We start from the raw sequence: 19,954 nt of genomic DNA on the forward strand, positions 1-19,954 counted from the left end.
TGATAGATACACCGTCAAATCCATGCGATCAAAATACTCAAACCGGGCTTATGCCCGGTTTGTTGTTCCTCGATAAGCAGTTTTTACGCCAAAAACCTCCGCCTCCACCTAAATGATTAGCCGCAAGCTTTGTGGCTGGTTTATCATTCAAAGAATACGCTTTCATAAATAACACTTAGACTGGTGTCATCGCAGATGAGCTTTAGCAGAGTACACTGATACTCAGGGGTATACGTGCAGTTAACAAGTTTTACTGATTATGGCCTACGGGCGCTTACCTATATGGCTTCGTTACCGCCGGGGCAGATGACTAGCATCTCTCAGGTGACCGAGGTCTATGGGGTATCGCGCAATCACATGGTGAAAATTATCAACCAGTTGAGCCGTGCCGGATTAGTGACCGCAGTTCGAGGCAAAAACGGCGGCATTCGGTTAGGCAAACCGGCAGAAAGTATCCGTATCGGCGACGTCGTGCGTGAACTTGAGCCTCTGTCTTTGGTGAACTGTTGCAGCGATTTTTGCCATATCACCCCAGCCTGCCGTTTGAAACAGGTGCTCCACCAGGCTGTACAGAATTTCCTTAAAGAGCTGGATAACTATACTTTGGCCGATATGGTTAAAGATAACGCTCCGCTCTACAAGTTATTACTTGTTGAATAGTGTGTTTGCTTAATGAATAACGTTGAGCAACCTGCTGATGACTACGGAGGAACCGCAATGTCACAAGATCCTTTCCTGGAGCGAGAAGCAGAGAAGTATGAATCACCGATCCCAAGCCGGGAATTCATTTTAGAGCATCTCGCCAAACGCGAAACGCCAGCCAGCCGTGAAGAGTTGGCCACAGAACTCAATTTATCCGGCGAAGAGGCTTTAGAAGCTCTGCGTCGTCGCCTGCGTGCCATGGAGCGCGATGGCCAATTAATCTTTACCCGCCGTCAGTGCTATGCGCTGCCTGAGCGTCTTGATTTACTGCGCGGTACCGTTATTGGTCACCGTGATGGTTTCGGTTTCTTGCGAGTTGAAGGCAGCAAAGACGATTTTTACCTGTCCTCAGACCAAATGAAAATGGCTATTCACGGTGACGTGGTGCTGGCTCAGGCCATGGGTGCCGATCGTAAAGGCCGTCGTGAAGCGCGTATTGTTCGTGTATTAGTGCCGAAAACCAGCCAGATTGTAGGCCGTTACTTTACCGACGCAGGCATTGGTTTCGTGGTTCCGGACGACAGTCGCCTCAGCTTTGATATCCTGATTCCGCCAGATTCCATCAGCGGTGCCCGCATGGGTTACGTAGTGGTGGTGGAACTGACTCAGCGCCCAACTCGCCGCAGTAAAGCCGTGGGTAAAATCGTTGAAGTGCTGGGTGAAAACATGGGCACCAGCATGGCGGTGGATATCGCTTTGCGCACCCATGAAATCCCTCATACCTGGCCACCGCAGGTGGAGAAACAAGTCGCAGATTTGAAAGAACAGGTTCCTGAAGAAGCGAAGAAAGGTCGTGTGGATCTGCGGGATCTGCCGTTGGTCACTATCGATGGCGAAGATGCACGTGACTTTGATGATGCGGTGTACTGCGAGAAAAAACGCGGCGGCGGCTGGCGGCTGTGGGTAGCGATTGCGGACGTGAGTTATTATGTACGCCCGCGTACCGCACTGGATGACGAAGCTCGCGCTCGGGGTAACTCGGTGTACTTCCCGTCGCAGGTCGTACCTATGTTGCCGGAAGTGCTGTCTAACGGCCTCTGCTCGCTGAATCCGCAGGTAGACCGCCTGTGTATGGTGTGTGAGATGACCGTCTCCTCCCAAGGCAAACTGTCTTCCTATAAATTCTACGAAGCGGTAATGAGCTCCCACGCGCGTCTGACCTATACCAAGGTTTGGCGAATTATTGATGGCGAAGAATCATTGCGTGAGCAATATAAGCCGTTGGTACCGCATCTGGAAGAGCTACATGCGATGTATAAAGCGCTGGATCACGCGCGTGCAGAGCGTGGCGGCATCGCCTTCGAAACCGAAGAAGCCAAATTTATCTTCAACGCAGAACGTCGTATCGAACGCATCGAGCCAACTATGCGTAACGATGCGCATAAACTGATCGAAGAATGTATGATTCTGGCTAACATCGCGGCGGCGCGTTTTGTCGAAAAACATAACGAACCGGCTTTGTTCCGTGTCCACGATCGTCCAAGCGATGACCATATTTCCGCACTGCGTAGCGTGCTGAATGAGCTGGGTCTGGTATTGGGTGGTGGAATGAAACCAGAGCCAAAAGACTATGCGGTTCTGATGGATGAGGTTGCCGATCGTCCAGATCACGAAATGCTGCAAACCATGCTGCTGCGTTCGATGAAACAGGCGATTTACGATCCGGAAAACCGCGGTCACTTCGGTCTGGCACTGGCATCTTACGGCCACTTTACTTCCCCGATTCGTCGTTATCCTGATTTGGCGATGCACCGGGCAATTAAGTATCAGCTAGCCAAAGAGCAGGGTTCGGTGAAAGAACGTTGGACACCAACCGGCGGCTGGCACAGCGATTACGAAGATATGCTACAACTGGGCGAACATTGCTCTATGACTGAACGTCGGGCTGATGAAGCCACGCGTAACGTTGCTGACTGGCTGAAGTGTGACTTCATGCAAGATCAGGTGGGTAAAGTGTTTACCGGTATTATCGCTAGCGTGACCGGTTTTGGCTTCTTTGTGCGTCTGGACGATCTGTTTATCGACGGTTTGGTTCACGTTTCCAGCCTGGACAACGATTATTACCGCTACGACAATATAGGACAGCGGCTGATCGGCGAATCTTCCGGCGTGGTTTACCGTTTAGGTGACACCGTTGAGATTCGTGTGGAAGCTGTCCACATGGATGAGCGTAAAATCGACTTTGCTTTGGTATCCAGCACGCGTAAACCGCGCGGCGAAGGGAAAACGGCGAAAGACAGAGAGAAAAAAGCGGGCCAACGTACCATGCGTGGCAGCGCACCTTCACGTCGTGAAGGCGGACAATCTCGTCGCGGTGCTGCCGATGGCGGCGCGAGTAGTGGACAGAAGCGTAATCGTCGAGGCAAGAAACCGGCTAATTTTGAGCCTGATAGCGCTTTCCGCCCTGATGCTGACAAGCCAACTGACAAAGCGGCTGCGGAGAAAAAGGCCAAAGCGAAAAAAACGTCTGAAAAGACCCGGAAGATTGCGGCGGCGACTAAAGCCAAACGAGCTAAGAAAAAGTCAGCCAGTTAGTATCCACAGGGCGGCGGAGCGTCGCCCTGATCAAAGCCTAACCCTTAGTGTTACGCATTATTTAATCAACGGCGGGTCCTGTATAGGATTCACCGACACATGTAAAAGAGCATCATGAGCGAAATTATTTACGGTATTCACGCCGTCAAAGCCCTGTTAGAACGCGATCCGCAACGTTTTCTGGAAGTTTTTATCCTGAAAGGACGGGATGACCGTCGTTTGCAGCCAGTAGTTGCAGAGCTGGAGGCCGCTGGTCTGGTGGTGCAGGTTGCTAGCCGCCAATGGCTGGATTCTCAGGTAGAAGACGGTGTTCATCAGGGGATTGTCGCGCGTGTGCGGGAAGGCCGTCAGTATCAGGAAAACGATCTGCCAAGCCTGCTGGCCAGCGTAGAATCGCCTTTCCTGTTGGTTTTGGACGGCGTTACCGATCCGCATAACCTGGGAGCTTGCCTGCGTAGCGCCGACGCTGCTGGTGTCCATGCGGTTATCGTTCCGCGCGATCGTTCCGCTCAGCTGAATGCGACGGCCAAGAAAGTAGCCAGCGGCGCTGCGGAGAACGTCCCTTTGATTCGAGTGACCAATCTGGCTCGTACTTTGCGCGTATTGCAGGAAAATAATGTCTGGATCGTGGGTACCGCAGGGGAAGCCGATCATACGCTGTATCAAAGCAAGCTGACGGGGCCAATGGCTCTGGTAATGGGCGCGGAAGGCGACGGTATGCGTCGCTTGACTCGTGAGCATTGCGATGAATTAATCAGTATTCCGATGGCGGGGACCGTATCTTCTCTGAACGTATCTGTGGCGACCGGTGTGTGTCTGTTCGAAGTTGTACGTCAGCGCGGTTTGAAAGCTAAAGCCTAATTATTTTCATAGCGCCATATTTTTAAAACTTAATGTTGTTAAAGGCAGTTCCCGCGGGGGACTGCTTTTTTTTTGCCTTAAATATACTCAAAGATATATTTAACACACAATTAAAACAGATAGTTAACGATGTTTCCATGATTTAATAATTCAGCAAATAGATATTATTATATTTTATAAAGTCCTAATGAAATCTAATAACTATTAATTACGGATTGTTCCTATTCATCAGTATATTTATCCAGCAGTAAGCATTTATGTCAGTGATCATAAAATGCATTACTTCTGGTGTCTTTTTATGTACATGGAGAGTTATGAAATGGAAATTAAATCTATAAGATTCAAAACAATTGCTGCTCTGATCCTTTCAGCTGCGTTAACTCCTGCAGCCTTTGCTGCGGATAACAGCGCAGAAATTACGGTTAAAGGTAAATTGATGCCGGGTGCCTGCCAATTGGATGTAAACGGCGGAGAAATTAATTATGGGAATATTTCTTTACAGGAGTTGGTTGAAAAAGAAGAAAGAATCATCGATTTAGGAAAGAGAAATATTGAGTATGCTATTAACTGCCCTCATAAGACAGCAGTATCGATGAGCTTTGTCGATAACCGTAAAGGTAGTGTTCCGGCTGAAATTGGTACCTCTTATTTTGGTTTGGGTGAAGGTGCTCTTAATATGGATGATGTAAAGGTCGGTTTTGGTGGTTATAAAGTCTCACTGACCGAACCTAAAGTTGATGGAGAGTCTGCGCTTCTAGGCGGTATTAATGATGTTGAAGGACAAGCATCGGTCGACTTAGATAAGTTTGAAGATCAGAATATTACTTATTTTAACGCTGATAAAAGTATTTTTGAAGGGGCATTATTTTCGGGTCGCTATAACGTAGATACTAAAATCATCAATCCTAAAGAGTTTAAGGGAGGTTCTAGTATTGAACTTGATGGTTCCGTTACCATGAATGTGTCTTATCTCTAATAACCTCTGTTAATTAAATGGGTGCTGTATGGCATCCATTTATTGCTATTCTATTGCCATGATAAGTAAAGAAAATAAGGCTATAGGGATATAAATTTATATAATAAACGGATAATTTATGATGAAGGTTAATCTGGTTTTATCAGTGGCTATTTTATTTTCTATCGCAAGTTTTTCCCGCGCGAATACAACCGGCTCTTCGACTCCGGGTATCCAAATTAATGACTCAGTGATTGTCATTAATACTGCGGAAGGTGAAGCGACCACTACGTTGACCAATAAGGCCGCTAACCCGGTAATGTTACATTCTTCCGTGGAGTTTGTAGCCGAAGATACCGCCGAGAAAGTGATTGTCACACCCAGCGTTGCCCGTATTGAAGCCGGCGAGACACAAATGGTTCGTTTCTTCCTAAAGGACGAATTTAGAAACTCACTGACTCAGCAAACCATGGTCAGAGCTATATTCCAGAATATTCCTCCTAAAGGAAAGAATAACGTTCGTTTGACCATTAGACACAACATTCCGTTGATTATTCATCCTTCCGGTTTAGCAACTCACAATAAACCTTGGGAGTTTCTTAAGTTCAGTCGCAATGCACAAGGGAACATTCTTGTGAAAAATGAAGGAGACTATGTAGTCCGTTTATCTAATTCTATTGAGTTGCAGCCAGGAAAGGGGGCTGCTGAGTTAACGCAGAATTATATTTTACCAGGAAAGAGTCTGGTGGCTATTACGGATAAGGCATTTAAAGGTCAGGCGAATAGCGTCAGAATACAACCAGCTAATTTATACGGATATATTACTGAGTCCTATTCTTCCGAACTGAAATGATCGTTAGATAATATCGATGTAAAGCTCGTTGTATCACACGGAGATAGAAAAAATGAAACCGAAGAAGAATAGCATTCGGTTATTTTTATATTTCAGCATTTTTCTTATTTCCGTGAGATCTTTGGCTGATGATGGCGTTGAGTTTGATATTGGTATTCTTGAAGAACGCGGTGTTTCTGCCAGTGCGGCAGACTACTTTAAATATAAAGCCAGATTTAGCTCAGGAGATCATTCCATTGAGTTAACTATTAATGGTGTAGCTCGCGGCTGGGTAGATATGACGTTTAATCAGCAGGGTGAACCGTGTTTTAGCCCGGATTTTTACCAAAAAAGCGGGATTATTCCTCCCCCAATGGAAAACGGCTGTAGTGATTTACGGCTACATTATCCCAGAGCTTTGGTGAATTTATTCCCCAGTACGTCACGTATTGAAGTGATTCTCCCGGCGGAATTATTACAAGTCGGTGAAGTTGTTACGGGGAATTATGAAACCGGAGGTTCAGCGTTGTTAATGAATTACGACGCACTGGCGATAAGAAATCAGAACGGTAGCAATAATCTGCAAGCCTCCACGGAGGCTGGGTTTAATAGCGGCAACTGGATTTTTCGTTCCCGTCAGATCTTCAGCTATAAGGATCGGCGACAGCAATGGAGCAGGCTATATAGTTATTTGCAGCGTACTTTTATCGAAAAAAAAACGACGTTGCAAATGGGAGAAATTAACCTGAATAGCGGCTTATTCAGTACGCCACAAATTTACGGATTGCAGATAATGCCTGAAAGTGCTTTAGCCAGCAGAGAAGGCAGCGGAGCAACGGTGTCAGGCATTGCGCCAACGCAATCAAGCGTTGAGATACGTCAACGCGGAGCCTTGATTTACGTGACTCAGTTGCCGCCCGGCCCCTTCACTTTAACCCAAATTCCTATTAATTCCACCGGTGCAGATTTATTGGTATCGGTGATAGGCGTGGATGGGCAGACTCAGAGTTTCAGCGTGCCGGCGGCGAGTTTCAACTTGCAGTATGTTCCCAGAACGCGCGGTATTTATGCCGGAATGGGTAGAACCGGGCCAGGTTCTAATCAGCATCAGGAAAGCTGGCTAGGAACGTTGACAGACGTTCGCCCGTTAGGCGACTTATCGGATATTACTCAGGGTGTTTTGCTGGGTTCCCGTTACCACTCTGCCGGATTGGCAGTAAATACCGGTTTGATTCCCCGAACTTTTTGGGCGGTGAATGCGGTGACCAGTTGGGATCGCCAGAATGAAAAACAAGGCGTTCAATGGGGTAGCCACGTTGGCGTGAAGCTGGTTTCCTCATTGAAACTGAATTTATCGACTATGCATCGAACGGCTGGATTTCGCCAGTTTCAGCATAGTTTGCGAGAAAGGCCAGTGGCGGAGTTACCCGCAGTAGAGCCAAAGAATAAAAATCCTAACGCGGATAAAAGTGGCGTTAAGAATCAATACAGGGCGCAGTTAAGTTATAGCCAATCGTTGTTGGGCGGAATCAGTCTGGGTTATACCCAATCGGTATCTTTTGCTAAACAGCAGGAACGCCGTTGGAGTTTGGGGTGGAATAAACAGCTGCCTTACAACATTAATTTTAATCTGAATATGGAAAGAAACCTGAATAGCAAAGGAGACAAGATTATCTATGGAAATATCAGCATTCCGCTGAATTCTAATATGTCCTTAAGCAGCACCGTTTCTCAAAGCAGAGGAAGAACTCAGCAACGCGTTGGTTTGAATCATCAGGTTAATAATCAGTTGGGTTACAGTCTGGGGGTAAGTCAAACCGCGAATCAATCGGGGCAGGCGCTCAGCGGTACGCTGAGGGTATTACCTAAATATGCTCAGTTAGGCGTGGGTTATTTTCAGGATAGCGCGCGAAATAGCAGCTATCAGCTTCAGGCCAGTGGCGGCGTGGCGGTGCATAGTGCAGGCGTGACTCTTTCACCTTATGCGATTCAGGATACTTTTGCCGTTATCGCGCTGCCGGGCATCAGCGGTGCAGAAATACAAACTAATTCAGGTCCGGTATGGACCGATCGGCGAGGCTATGCGTTGGCTCCCAGTTTGTCGCCGTTTGGCTCCTCTCGGCTAGAAGTTAACACTAAGAAACTGGCGCGAAATATCGATATTAAGAATGGTATTCGATTAGTGGATGCCAGCCGGGGTGCGGTACTTAATTATAATTTCAAAGCAAATAAAACTCGGCGAATTTTGCTCTCGATACGCCTTGCATCGGGGGAGTATGCCGCTGAAGGCAGTGATATCACGGATAAAGAAGATAATTATGTTGGCACTGTTGGTAGCAAAGGAACGTTGCTGCTGAGCAATAGCGACGGAAATCCGGACTTATACATTAAGGACAATGAAAATGAGATATGCCAGTTGGATTACAGTCTGCCTGAGGCAAAGGATGCGCCGGTTTTATATGAAGAAGCTGATGCCCGCTGCCTGTAAAAATACTCCCTTCAGCGGCGGTTTTAAACTGGCGGTAGCGGCCCTACTGCTAAGTTTTACCGGAACGGCACTGGCGCAGTGCCACATCAGCGTGACTCAATCCCAACTGCATTTCGGCTCCCTGCCTCGTGCCCAGCTTAAGGGCGCGACCGATCGCGGCGTCAGTTTGGGAAAACACTATTTCAATGTCGATGTGCAGTGTCCGCAGCCGCGTTTATTTGCCATCGCTTATCAAGGGAATAGCCAAAGCGGCGAAAGCTATTCTTTGGATTCAGACCACGCCAGAGTTGAGCTGACGCCTTCTGCCGCGCAGGCTGATGGGCAACCGGTCATATTGTATCTCGGCGCTCGCTCTGCTTTTCCCGCAGGGAATAATGCGGAACACGCCAGACTCCCCCTGCATCCATTGACTCGAAATATGATTTACCCCGGTCGGCGAGCGGTTAGCCAATTAAGTTTTCAGATGACGGCAGAAGTGTGGCTGGCGGCAAATGCACTTAACCGAGGTGAACGGGTTCACCTGAATGGCATTGGCACTTTTGACGTGATGGAGTACCAATAATGAACCGTTCTCTCAATAGATATTTTGCTCGTTCTCTTTCGATTGTAGTGGGAACGGTGAGTTATCTATTTGCTCATTTGGCTAGCGCAGAGACTTCTGTCAGCATTTATTTCAGCGCTGAAATCGAGCCGGTAGCCTGTCAGGTTTCCATCGATAGCGCCGTTGATTATGGCGAAATAGCTCAGTCCAAGCTCTCTGAAACCCACTTTACTGCTTTGTCGCATCGGGCGTTGCCGCCTATCAGCGTGGAATGTGACGCCAAAACTGCGCTGGGATTTAAGGCGACGGATAACCGTTCCGGCATCGCGACGGATGCCAGACTGATTGGCAGCAGCGGTACGGTTATTCCGCCAGAACATCATCTTAGTCTTGGGCGAACCTCAGACGGACAGCCGATTGGTGCCTGGGGCGTGATATTTTCTTCCGGCACGGTGGATGGCCGCACGGCGTTGATTGCCGGAACCTCGGCGGAGCCATTCCATGCGGCGAATACGTTAAACCCGAAAGGAAAAGTGGCTCAATGGATGGAGAATGGCACTCTCGCTATTGGTGAAACCTTTACGCTGCAAGGGGAAGTTGTGGCCGGTATTGCGAAGAAATCCGAATTACCTAGCGGCGATATTATTGTTCTGGATGGCATGGCTACGCTGGAAATTGTTTATTTGTAAATTAGTTAGCTGTAAATAGTGGGCGATTAACTTTACGCTTTCTCCCGCATTATCTGTGGTGATGATCGGCAAAAGTACCAGGCTGAACCATACTTAATCCTGATTTTTATGCTAATGAATCTGAGGGAGAAAGGTATGGATTGGCGGACGCACGAAGTGTTCAATCAGCCTGAGCCATTATCAAACAGCAATTTATTTTTGTCTGATATGGCGTTAAGGGAAGCTGTCATACGCGAGCAAGCCGGTTGGGATAATGAAGTATTAATTTCAATGGGCGCGCAGTTGGGATCGGCAGAATCGCTGGAGTTAGGGCGTTTGGCTAATACAAATCCTCCTGAACTATTACGCTTTGACGCAGCTGGACGGCGTCTGGATACGGTCAGGTTTCATCCCGCCTGGCATGTTCTGATGAAAGGGTTGGTAGGCAATCGGGTGCATAATCTGAGCTGGCAAGAAGATGCTCGTATCGGATCTGTGGTGGCCAGAGCGGCTCGTTTGATGCTGCATATACAGGTTGAGGCCGGAACCCTTTGCCCGATAACCATGACCTACGGTGCCATTCCTCTTCTGCAACAATCCCTACCTGCGCAATTTCAATCCTGGATATCTCCTTTACTCTCCGATCGTTACGATCCTCACGTCGCTCCCGGTGATCAAAAACGCGGTTTATTGATCGGTATGGGAATGACGGAAAAACAGGGGGGGTCTGACGTCTTGAGTAATTCCACGCGAGCAGAGCCTTTGGGCGCTCGCGGTGCCGGTGAAGCTTATCGGTTAGTCGGTCATAAATGGTTTTTCTCCGTGCCGCAAAGCGATGCGCACTTGGTTTTGGCGCAGGCCGAAGGTGGATTATCCTGTTTCTTTATGCCCAAAATTCTGCCCGGCGGCAGCAGTAATTCCATTCGTTTAGAACGCCTGAAAGACAAGCTGGGCAACCGCTCCAATGCCAGCAGCGAAGTAGAGTTTGATAATGCCATCGCCTGGCTATTGGGCGATGAAGGGGAAGGCATCCACCATATTTTAAAAATGGGCGGCCATACCCGTTTCGATTGTGCGTTAGGCAGCCACGGCATTATGCGGCGAGCCTTTTCCGTCGCTCTGGATTATGCCAGCCAGCGGCAGGCCTTTGGTAAGAATCTGACCGACCAACCTTTGATGCGTCAGGTGCTCAGCCGTATGGCGCTGCGTTTGGAAGGCCACACGGCGCTGTTATTCCGTTTGGCCAAAGCATGGGAACACGGCAGCGCGGAAGACGCATTATTCAGCAGGCTGATGACGCCGGCCGCCAAGTATAAAATATGCGGGCAGGGCAGCGCTTTTGTCGCCGAAGCGATGGAGGTGTTAGGCGGAATCGGCTATTGCGAACAAAGCGAATTGCCGCGCTTATACCGTGAAATTCCGGTTAACAGTATTTGGGAAGGCTCCGGCAATATTATGTGTCTGGATGTGCTGCGGGTTTTGCGCAAGCAGCCCGCAGCGATAGAAATGCTGAATCAAAATTTTTATGAAGTTCGCGGGCAGAATCGTTTGTTCGACCGTTCTTGGCGCCAGTTGGCTTTCCGGTTAAAAAATCCGCAGGAAGCACAGGGGCGAGAATTGACGCTGCAACTGTTTAATCTGAACTGTGCCGCTCAATTGTTGCGTTTTGCATCGCCGTCGCTGGCCGACGCATGGTGTCGTATGATGCTGGATCATCGGGATCAATATTCTATTCCGGAACCGCTTTGCGAACTGTTACTGACCCGAGCCGCAGCCGTTTAGCGATACAGAATGGCCTGTGAGTACCACTGACCCGGAATGACAGAATCGCTATTCATAATGACTAAATAGTAACGGGCTCCGCTGGCATTGGCTTTGCTACGGAGTGCCGCTTCAGCATCCATCGGGCTGCCATATACCTGCACCGAAGCCATCCCGATTTTTTGTAATGTTCCGCTTTGAGCTCGGTTAATTTCCTGCGCGAAAGGCTGTGGCGCGGGAGGAGGTAGCGGCGTGGTTTTCAATGCGCTACAGGCGGAAAGGCTCAGTGTGAACAGTAGAACGACAAAGGCGCGATAATAGGTCATGGTGTGTTTCCTGTGTTGATATTGCCCCACTTTCTCTCAGTGTAACGCTCAAACATTCATAACGACCAGATATGTGTCATTTCTGATATATCTCGGAGGAGATTGGTTTAAGACTTTATTCAGCAGGTTTGGCACTATGGCGGTGCGTTTACAATTGGTTTGGCTGATAAGGCTTGTTTGACCCATAAGGACTGTTGTTATGGTTGAAATGTCGTTAGAAAAAGTACAGGGCATTGAGGTAATTCACGCCGCGCCAGCAGGCCAGCGTCATCAGCCTTTGCCGACCCTTTTCTTCTATCACGGTTATACCTCCTCCAAAGAAGTGTATTCCTATTTTGCCTATGCTCTGGCGCAGGCGGGATTTCGCGTGGTGATGCCGGATGCCGATATGCACGGAGCCAGATTTGACGGCGATGAAACCCGGCGGCTAGGCTGTTTCTGGCAGATTTTGCGTTCAAATATTGATGAAATGGCTGGAATTAAAGAACACTATCAACAAGCTGGATTAATTGATGGCGATCGAATCGGCGTGGGCGGCGCCTCAATGGGCGGGATGACTACTCTGGGAGCCTTGGTGCGCTATCCGTGGATAAAGGCGGCCGCTAATTTCATGGGGTCAGGTTATTTCACTTCTCTGGCCAAAACGCTGTTTCCTCCTTTGCCCAGTGCTGGTTCAACAAAGCAGGATGAATGGGAACGACAAATTGCTCCGTTGATTGAATATGAGGTAACCCACCAACTGGAGAGAATCGCCCGCAAACCTTTGCTGGTCTGGCATGGTGAAGCGGATGAAGTGGTTCCGGCGGTGGAAAGTGAGCGTCTGGTCGCAGCTTTGAAAGAGCAGGGGTTGGATCATCATCTAAGTTACCTGACCGAGCCTGGTATCGGCCATAAAATCACGCCAACGGCGCTGACGGCGGGCGCGGCATTCTTCCGGCACTATTTATAGTTATAGCCGCTCATTTATTGGCATTTATTTATAGGCACTAAAGGCCAGAAAAAACCCCCGATAGACGGGGGTTAAGTGTTTTAAGGGCTGTATTGTTTTACTGTCGGTCTTTCTCTGGTGTTGTATTTATCTTTGCAATTCTAGCGGTAAAGAACAGCGTTAATCTGAATAGAGCTGTTGCCGCCAGGTTCATGCATAGCGATGATTTGATAGGCGGTTGCGCCGCGTTCATCGGCTAATTTGCTAACCTGTGAGGTTGCATCGTCAGGGGAAACCACATTGTGACCCAGTGACACTGCGCCAACGCTGACACGCTGTTGCTGCATTGCCTGTTGAGCGGTGATTTCAGTGGCGGCGAAAGTGCTGGCCGATAGGAAGAAACTGAGGATCGCGGCGATAGTGAGCGTGATTTTCATAGGTGACTCCAATATTTTATTTATATACTTTGAATAAGTTTCCTGGCTGCTGCGCCGCTTGTTATGCGGTGGATGTAACTAATAGTAGTTCTCTTTTATAATTAATAAATGCGCTATTGCTGACTGACTCTTTCAAAAAATATGAATGATTTTTGCGCTGACCTAATGATTTTGTTGAAAGATTTAAAAAACTAATGGATCTCCATCCATAGTTCATTTGGTGAACAAAAAGTGCTATTTATTGGCTAGAACGGATATAGCTCGAATAATTCCTCTGCAATCCTTGAGTTTCCCTCCTCGCGCAAGTATAGTTACGCGTCATTTTTCGGCCGCACACAAACACGTTCCTTGCCTCCATGGGCCGCGGCTGACCCTATCAGGAGGCTGAATAATCCGTAAGGAGCAATTCGATGCGTCATTACGAAATCGTTTTTATGGTCCATCCTGACCAAAGCGAACAGGTTCCGGGCATGATCGAGCGTTATAGTGCAACAATCACTAACGCTGCTGGTCAGATTCACCGTCTGGAAGACTGGGGCCGCCGTCAACTGGCTTACCCGATCAACAAACTGCACAAAGCTCACTACGTTCTGCTGAACGTTGAAGCCCCGCAGGAAGCGATCGATGAGCTGGAAACAAACTTCCGCTTCAACGACGCCGTTATCCGTAGCATGGTTATGCGCGTTAAAAACGCGGTAACTGAAGCATCACCAATGGTTAAAGCGAAAGACGAACGCCGTGAGCGTCACGACTTCGCGTCAGAAACCAATGATGATTCTGAAGCTGGGGATTCTGAAGAGTAATTGCCGTGGTGGCCGCTAATCGACTGGTACTCTCTGGCACTGTGTGCAAGACACCCATTCGAAAAGTGAGTCCTTCTGGTATTCCTCACTGCCAGTTCGTGCTTGAGCACCGTTCAACGCAGCAGGAAGCCGGATTTAGCCGACAAACATGGTGCCGAATGCCCGTGATTGTCAGTGGACACCAGTCACAAGCATTAACTCACAGTATAACGGTCGGCAGTCAGTTAACCGTGGAAGGCTTCATTAGTTGCCATCAAGGGCGCAATGGGCTTAACAAATTGGTTCTGCATGCCGAGCAGATTGAATTGATAGATTCTGGAGACTAGCCTAATGGCACGTTATTTCCGTCGTCGCAAGTTCTGCCGTTTCACCGCGGAAGGCGTTCAAGAGATTGACTATAAAGACATCGCTACGCTGAAAAATTACATCACCGAAAGCGGTAAAATTGTCCCGAGCCGTATCACCGGTACTCGTGCCAAATACCAGCGTCAGCTGGCCCGTGCTATCAAGCGCGCGCGCTACCTGTCTTTGTTGCCGTACACTGATCGTCATCAGTAATCGGCCACTGTCCATTAACGACTTTGAGAGGATATGGTAATGCAAGTTATTCTGCTTGATAAAGTAGCAAACCTGGGCAGCCTGGGTGATCAAGTTAACGTTAAAGCGGGCTACGCTCGTAACTTCTTAGTACCGCAGGGCAAAGCTGTGCCGGCAACTAAGAAAAACGTTGAGTTCTTCGAAGTGCGTCGCGCAGAACTGGAAGCCAAACTGGCTGAAGTTCTGTCTGCCGCTGAAGCTCGCGCAACTAAAATTAACGAATTGGGCAGTGTTACAATCTCCTCTAAAGCAGGGGATGAAGGTAAACTGTTCGGCTCTATCGGTACTCGTGACATCGCTGATGCAGTATCTGCAGCGGGCGTTGAAGTAGCGAAGAGCGAAGTTCGTTTGCCGAATGGCGTTCTGCGTACCACTGGTGAACACGAAGTTCACTTCCAGGTACACAGCGACGTGTTCGCAAAACTGAACGTAGTTGTGGTTGCAGAAGCGTAAGTTACGCTGCTGTTAACCGTTAAAACGCCAGCCTCGAGCTGGCGTTTTGCTTTTCTGAGAACGACAAAAAAGCCCCTGTAACCCTGCCAGTTGCGATAATTCCTTTCCAGCATCCAGACGTAGCGATATCACGCCGCGAGCCTTTGGTTGGGCGCAGATAGCCTACAGAGAGAGAAATGGGTGACAGCGGCGTTTGGATCAAAGCCCAGGCCAGATTATGGCTGCGAAATCTGGGCTTTATCAGTCCTTGGCATTCGCGCTGAGGATTATCGATCGCGGCGGTAAGAACCGTCCGCTTGGCGGCTAAACAATACTTCCGCACTGTTGGCCGTTTCAATAGCCAGCGCGGTTACGCTGCCTTGCGCGTCCAGTATGATTTTCACTTCTTGTCCGGCTTTCAGGTTGCTCAGTGGCTTATCATTGCCTTCCACCTGCGCCATGGCAAACACTTCATTTACCGGTAAATTATTATCGCGGAACAGCTGGGCCAACGTTTTACCCGCTTGTACCTGATAGCTTTGCCAATTCCCCTGCGGTAACGTTGAGGACGGCTGGTTGACTGCGGGATTGCTCCCGCGTAATTCGGCCTGTAACGGAATATCTGTCGGTTCTGCCGTCACCGGGAATTGCCCGCTGCCGTTGTTACCGGAAGAAGGCCAAAGCAGTGCCAGCAACAATACCGCTGCGGCAATGATGACCCAGCGGCGATGGAAGAGAGGCAAGGGCTCCATCCAATGGAAATCATCCGGCAGATGCCAGATTTTTTGCAGCCAGTCTTTAATCACGGCTTGCTTTCCCGGCGACTTGATCTGCGGTGCTGATACTTTGTCGTCATCCATTACCGTTTCTGGCGGTAAGAGATCGGGCTCGCCAATGGAGGGCTCGGCTTTGACGCGGTTTTCAGGCTCATCGGTCGGTTTATCTGGCAGAATTCGCTGCCGGATAGTTAGCCAAGTGTGTAACAAAGGCTGGTAGACCCGATTGTTTTTCCTTCTCCTGGGCGCGATTCTGCCCATGGTGACCTCTCTTTCAACGACGTAAAAAAAATCACAGTGCTCGATCAGCGACTGCTGGATGGAACCTTTTCCCTGTTACTTGTTAGTATAGTTTGCTAACTGATTGATGCAGAAAGAAACAGGGATAATGCTGCCGAACGGGCTGTTTTAAGTCAGTGCAGAACCATTGTTTCTTTTTCTTCGACAAAAGTCATCATTAGCGATGCAAGATTTTACCCTACTCCCTTGCTGCTGTTATGCTTGCACCTTCGACTTTTTAGAGAATTAAGGAAAATCCATGACAACCCCTTCTTTTGATAGCGTAGAAGCGCAAGCAAGTTACGGTATCGGTTTACAGATAGGCCAACAATTACAAGAGTCCGGCTTGCAGGATTTGCAGCCAGAAGCCCTGTTGGCGGGCTTGCGCGACGCAATGGAAGGGAATACACCAACAGTTCCTGTTGATGTCGTTCACCGCGCGCTGCGTGAAGTTCACGAACGTGCCGATGCTGTTCGTCTGGAGCGCCAGCAGGCACTGGTTGTTGAAGGCGCTAACTTCCTGGAAGAAAACGCTAAACGTGATGAAGTGACCACCACTGAATCCGGTTTGCAATTCTCCGTGCTGCAACAAGGCGAAGGTCCAATTCCTTCACGTCAGGATCGTGTGCGCGTGCATTATACCGGTCGTCTGGTTGACGGTACGGTATTTGATAGCTCCGTAGAACGCGGCCAGCCGGCTGAATTTCCGGTTAGCGGCGTGATCCCAGGCTGGATCGAAGCACTGACTTTGATGCCGGTTGGCTCTAAATGGCAGTTAGCGATTCCACACAATCTGGCCTACGGCGAGCGTGGCGCTGGCGCATCTATTCCGCCATTCAGCGCGCTGGTATTTGACGTAGAACTGCTGGAAATTCTGTAAATTCTGAGCGGTTAGTGTGAAAAAGGGCGATCCAGGATCGCTCTTTTTTTATGGCTTTTCTACGACTTAGTTGCCACTTAACGCTCTGGGAAATAGCAGATTATTTTCTAAGTGAACGTGTTCCATCAAATCGCCGACGAATTCGTTGAGATTGGCATAAAGTGCGCGCCAGGTGGTGCAGGCTCCAGGTGGGGGCGTGATGTTATTGGTGATCTGTTTGATGGTTTCCAATTGCTGCCCTGCCGCTTCGTGCTCTGATTCCATCACGAAAATCGGCACGCTAGCCATTTTCCCCATTCCTTTGGCAATCATGGGGAATAACACTTTTTCCTCTCTTTCCATATGCTGTAATAAATCCTGATGTAGCACGCTGAGCTGCACTGCTAAACCTCGTGGGCAGGTGGGTTTTGCGGCATGTACGCGCTCTACCTTTTCTGCCATTAACACCAGCTCCGGCAATTGCTCGCGGTGCCGTTCATGATAGCGGTTGAGAATAAAACTGATCAGGTGCTCCTGTGGAACCTCTTGCCAGTTCTGCACTGCCTGAGTTTCTTTTTGCAACATGGTGAGCTCCGCTTCCAACGCGTCAATATTCAGAGCCCTGCGCTCGGCGGCACGTTGTAGAGTTTGTTTCCCTCCGCAGCAAAAATCGAGTTCATACCGGCGAAATAACGTTGTGGCTCGTGGTATGGCAATAGCCAGAGAACCGAGAGATTGATTGCGGTAATCCATTATGACACCTCTTTAATGTGTAACTTCTATAAGTTGCATTATAAATGCATGTTAATGTGTGTGCCATAGTTATTAAGAGGTAGTAAGGATGAGGGAGAAAGAGCAAAAGCGCTCCGTAGAGCGCTTTAAGGAGGGATTACTTCTTCTGCAAATCGACCTGATAAACTTCAAAACCAATGTCATCCAGTCCCTGTGCCTTCATGGGATACTGGGCTTTTTGCTTGATAAATTCAGCGGCTTTGGCGCTTGGTGAAGTTTCAAAACGAATATCCAACGGCTGCGAACTGGTGATTTCGGCTAGACGCCAGTTGTTATCAGCCTGAGGCTTAACCTGACCGTTCTTCTTGGTTTCTGCGCTGATATAGGCAGAGAGTACCGAACGGTTCTCATCCGGTGAAGCAAAGGCAATATGGTCATCGCCGGTGCCCGCGAATTTGCCACTGTAAGCGCGGTAGTTATTGGTCGCAATCAGGAAAGTGGCCTTTGGATCTAGTGGTTTACCTTTGTAAGTCAGGTTTTTAATACGTTCGGCTTTATCGTTGATCAGATTACAGTCGCCGTTGTAGCGAGCCGGCTGTGTCACATCAATTTCATAGTTAACGCCGTCAATCACGTCGAAGTTATAGGTACGGAAACCGTTCCAGTTAATTAGCGACTGCGGTTTGCTGCTTTTCACATCGATCTGATTGAATTGCCCGGCAGAGCATTCCAGCCACTGCTTCACCTCAGCGCCGCTGGCTTTCACTACGACCAGAGTATTGGGGTAGAGATACAAATCCGCGGCATTACGGAAGGTTAAATCACCTTTTTCGACTTCAACAAAACTGGCCGGATCGTTTTTGCGACCGCCTGCTTTGAACGGCGCTGCGGCAGAAAGCACGGGTAAATCGGCCAGATCCGGATCGCCCTGAATAAAGTGTTCGGTATAGGCGCGCTGAGCGTTGTTGACGATCTGTACCGTTGGATCGTCCTGAATCAGCGACAGGAAGCTATACATATTATCGGAGGCTTTTCCGATAGGTTGGCTGACAAAATCGCGGGTGCCTTTATGGTCATCGGCCAGTACTTTAACCAGCTTGGCGTTTTCCGGTGCCAGCGATTTTTTGTTGGTTTTATCGTAGATAGGGCGGGCTTCTGCCTTCGCCTGTTCGACCTGCCAGCTACCTTTATCGTTATTCAGTACAAAGTCTACAACGCCTAAATGGTCACCCCATTGGCCCGGCATTACTGCTGGAATGCCGTTTAGCGTACCTTGCGCTATATCCGCGCCTTTAATCGCAGCGAAATCTTTACTTGGGAAGACGGCGTGGGAGTGCCCGAACATAATTGCGTTGATTCCCGGAACCTGGCTGAGGTAATAAACCGAGTTCTCAGCCATGGTTTTATACGGCTCGCTGGATAGGCCTGAGTGCGGGATGGCGATAATCAAATCAGCCCCTTGCTTACGCATCTCCGGTACCCATTTTTTCGCGGTTTCGGTGATGTCGTCTACACGGACTTTGCCCGTCAGATTGGCTTTATCCCAGATCATGACCTGTGGCGGAACAAAACCGATATAACCAATGCGTAAATTATGAGTTTTACCGTCGCGATCTTTAACCGGTGTATCGGCGATCAGGAAAGGTTGGAACAGCGGTTTACCGGTTTTTACATCAATCACGTTAGCATTTACATAGGGGAATTTTGCTCCCGCCAGAGATTTCTTCAGGTAATCCAGGCCGTAGTTGAACTCGTGATTTCCGATGTTTCCTACGGCATAATCCAGCGTATTCATTGCTTTGTAGACCGGATGAATTTCGCCTTCTTTCAATCCCTTGGCTGCCATGTAATCCCCGAGTGGGCTGCCCTGAATTAAGTCGCCGTTGTCTACCAGTACGCTATTAACCGCTTGCTGACGCGCTGCGTCAATCAGGCTGGCAGTGCGAACCAAACCGAACTGTTCAGTCGGTTTATCCTTGTAATAATCGAAATCCATCATGTTGCTGTGGAGATCGGTGGTTTCCAATACGCGTAAATCAACCGTAGCGGCCTGAGCCGCGCTGGCAATCAGACAGGCGAGTAGGGACAACGTCAGGGGACGCTTTATCATGGCTTTCTCCATTGTGGCTTTCCATATGAGAGCTATTCGACATGTATCGCAAAAGCAGATGTAATTTTAATTAATTGTGGCAACAAAGTGTGAAGTTTGGCAGAAAGCCAGCCAGATTAACGCGTAGACGCTCACAGATGCGGCAGGTTAATCCCCTTGATTTTATTACATGTTAAGTTGGCGATGGCTATTAATGGCAAAATTCACTAGTCTGCTACTCAAGCCGAATTCATCCTTTAGGTGAAGTTTATTTTGGTATTTACCTCTAAAATAAATAGAGGGAAAAGGGCGTTGCCGACCGGTAACAGCCGGACTGCGGTGAGCCGAACAGC

20 protein-coding genes are annotated in these 19,954 nt (G+C 48.8%); 15 read left to right on the forward strand and 5 right to left on the reverse strand.

The window, feature by feature from the left end; translation table 11 throughout:
• Positions 1-234: 234 nt before the first annotated feature.
• The 9 genes from nsrR (at position 235) to ACQ4OC_RS11265 (ending at position 11,364) form a co-directional block, all read left to right on the forward strand.
• The gene (nsrR, locus tag ACQ4OC_RS11225) at positions 235-660 is read left to right on the forward strand and encodes a nitric oxide-sensing transcriptional repressor NsrR (RefSeq protein WP_049599288.1); all 426 of its coding nucleotides are present in this window, start codon (positions 235-237) and stop codon (positions 658-660) included.
• Between the two features lie 57 nt (positions 661-717).
• Positions 718-3,237, forward strand: a complete 2,520-nt coding sequence (rnr, locus tag ACQ4OC_RS11230; protein WP_064516045.1) for a ribonuclease R — start codon at positions 718-720, stop codon at positions 3,235-3,237.
• 114 nt (positions 3,238-3,351) lie between these two features.
• The gene (rlmB, locus tag ACQ4OC_RS11235; protein ID WP_064516047.1) at positions 3,352-4,098 is read left to right on the forward strand and encodes a 23S rRNA (guanosine(2251)-2'-O)-methyltransferase RlmB; all 747 of its coding nucleotides are present in this window, start codon (positions 3,352-3,354) and stop codon (positions 4,096-4,098) included.
• A 319-nt stretch (positions 4,099-4,417) separates the two neighbouring features.
• Positions 4,418-5,074, forward strand: a complete 657-nt coding sequence (locus tag ACQ4OC_RS11240) for a DUF1120 domain-containing protein (RefSeq protein WP_064516048.1) — start codon at positions 4,418-4,420, stop codon at positions 5,072-5,074.
• Between the two features lie 118 nt (positions 5,075-5,192).
• A complete protein-coding gene (locus ACQ4OC_RS11245; RefSeq protein WP_084414333.1) occupies positions 5,193-5,906 on the forward strand; it encodes a fimbria/pilus chaperone family protein in 714 nt (237 codons plus the stop codon).
• 52 nt (positions 5,907-5,958) lie between these two features.
• Positions 5,959-8,373: a fimbria/pilus outer membrane usher protein gene (locus tag ACQ4OC_RS11250; RefSeq protein WP_430971175.1), complete on the forward strand. Its 2,415-nt coding sequence runs from the start codon at positions 5,959-5,961 to the stop codon at positions 8,371-8,373.
• A complete protein-coding gene (locus ACQ4OC_RS11255; protein ID WP_064516051.1) occupies positions 8,345-8,935 on the forward strand; it encodes a hypothetical protein in 591 nt (196 codons plus the stop codon). Before ACQ4OC_RS11250 ends, ACQ4OC_RS11255 begins: the two co-directional genes overlap by 29 nt.
• The gene (locus ACQ4OC_RS11260) at positions 8,935-9,603 is read left to right on the forward strand and encodes a DUF1120 domain-containing protein (protein ID WP_430971176.1); all 669 of its coding nucleotides are present in this window, start codon (positions 8,935-8,937) and stop codon (positions 9,601-9,603) included. The genes ACQ4OC_RS11255 and ACQ4OC_RS11260 overlap by 1 nt, the downstream gene beginning before the upstream one ends.
• Positions 9,604-9,738: 135 nt before the next feature.
• Entirely contained in the window at positions 9,739-11,364 is a 1,626-nt protein-coding gene (locus ACQ4OC_RS11265) for an isovaleryl-CoA dehydrogenase (protein ID WP_064516055.1), read from the forward strand.
• Here the strand turns inward: ACQ4OC_RS11265 and bsmA are convergent.
• On the reverse strand, positions 11,361-11,669 hold the full coding sequence (gene bsmA, locus ACQ4OC_RS11270) for a biofilm peroxide resistance protein BsmA (protein WP_064516057.1): 309 nt from the start codon (positions 11,667-11,669) through the stop codon (positions 11,361-11,363). The two genes, ACQ4OC_RS11265 and bsmA, sit on opposite strands and share 4 nt — an antisense overlap.
• Before the next feature lie 199 nt (positions 11,670-11,868).
• Here bsmA and yjfP point away from each other — a divergent pair, with 199 nt between their 5' ends.
• Positions 11,869-12,618 (forward strand): esterase, encoded by a 750-nt coding sequence (yjfP, locus tag ACQ4OC_RS11275; protein WP_430971177.1) that lies wholly within the window; start codon positions 11,869-11,871, stop codon positions 12,616-12,618.
• Between the two features lie 140 nt (positions 12,619-12,758).
• Here the strand turns inward: yjfP and ACQ4OC_RS11280 are convergent, their stop codons facing one another.
• Positions 12,759-13,034 carry a DUF1471 domain-containing protein gene (locus ACQ4OC_RS11280; protein WP_064516061.1) on the reverse strand — a complete coding sequence of 92 codons (276 nt, stop codon included), beginning with the start codon at positions 13,032-13,034 and terminating at the stop codon, positions 12,759-12,761.
• Between the two features lie 410 nt (positions 13,035-13,444).
• Between ACQ4OC_RS11280 and rpsF the strand changes: the two genes are divergently transcribed.
• Genes rpsF through rplI form a run of 4 tightly spaced genes read left to right on the forward strand, consistent with a single transcriptional unit; the run spans position 13,445 to position 14,887 of the window.
• Positions 13,445-13,837 (forward strand): 30S ribosomal protein S6, encoded by a 393-nt coding sequence (gene rpsF, locus ACQ4OC_RS11285; protein WP_038241841.1) that lies wholly within the window; start codon positions 13,445-13,447, stop codon positions 13,835-13,837.
• Positions 13,838-13,842: 5 nt separating this feature from the next.
• Positions 13,843-14,163 carry a primosomal replication protein N gene (gene priB, locus ACQ4OC_RS11290; protein ID WP_049599320.1) on the forward strand — a complete coding sequence of 107 codons (321 nt, stop codon included), beginning with the start codon at positions 13,843-13,845 and terminating at the stop codon, positions 14,161-14,163.
• Positions 14,164-14,167: 4 nt separating this feature from the next.
• Positions 14,168-14,395 carry a 30S ribosomal protein S18 gene (rpsR, locus tag ACQ4OC_RS11295; protein WP_000135199.1) on the forward strand — a complete coding sequence of 76 codons (228 nt, stop codon included), beginning with the start codon at positions 14,168-14,170 and terminating at the stop codon, positions 14,393-14,395.
• 39 nt (positions 14,396-14,434) lie between these two features.
• Positions 14,435-14,887 (forward strand): 50S ribosomal protein L9, encoded by a 453-nt coding sequence (rplI, locus tag ACQ4OC_RS11300; RefSeq protein ID WP_049599324.1) that lies wholly within the window; start codon positions 14,435-14,437, stop codon positions 14,885-14,887.
• Positions 14,888-15,153: 266 nt separating this feature from the next.
• Here rplI and ACQ4OC_RS11305 read toward each other — a convergent pair whose 3' ends face one another.
• Complete coding sequence (locus ACQ4OC_RS11305; RefSeq protein ID WP_064516063.1) at positions 15,154-15,903, reverse strand: LysM-like peptidoglycan-binding domain-containing protein; 750 nt, start codon at positions 15,901-15,903, stop codon at positions 15,154-15,156.
• A 277-nt stretch (positions 15,904-16,180) separates the two neighbouring features.
• Here ACQ4OC_RS11305 and ACQ4OC_RS11310 point away from each other — a divergent pair, with 277 nt between their 5' ends.
• Entirely contained in the window at positions 16,181-16,801 is a 621-nt protein-coding gene (locus ACQ4OC_RS11310; protein WP_064516065.1) for a peptidylprolyl isomerase, read from the forward strand.
• Between the two features lie 66 nt (positions 16,802-16,867).
• On the opposite strand, the gene ytfE is transcribed toward ACQ4OC_RS11310, so the two are convergent.
• On the reverse strand, positions 16,868-17,533 hold the full coding sequence (gene ytfE / locus ACQ4OC_RS11315; protein ID WP_064516067.1) for an iron-sulfur cluster repair protein YtfE: 666 nt from the start codon (positions 17,531-17,533) through the stop codon (positions 16,868-16,870).
• 136 nt (positions 17,534-17,669) lie between these two features.
• Positions 17,670-19,634, reverse strand: a complete 1,965-nt coding sequence (locus tag ACQ4OC_RS11320) for a bifunctional 2',3'-cyclic-nucleotide 2'-phosphodiesterase/3'-nucleotidase (RefSeq protein ID WP_120806345.1) — start codon at positions 19,632-19,634, stop codon at positions 17,670-17,672.
• Positions 19,635-19,954 lie beyond the last annotated feature (320 nt).

Origin of the sequence: Yersinia sp. J1 (assembly GCF_050586585.1) — a bacterium.
Classification (GTDB): Bacteria; Pseudomonadota; Gammaproteobacteria; order Enterobacterales; family Enterobacteriaceae; genus Yersinia; species Yersinia entomophaga.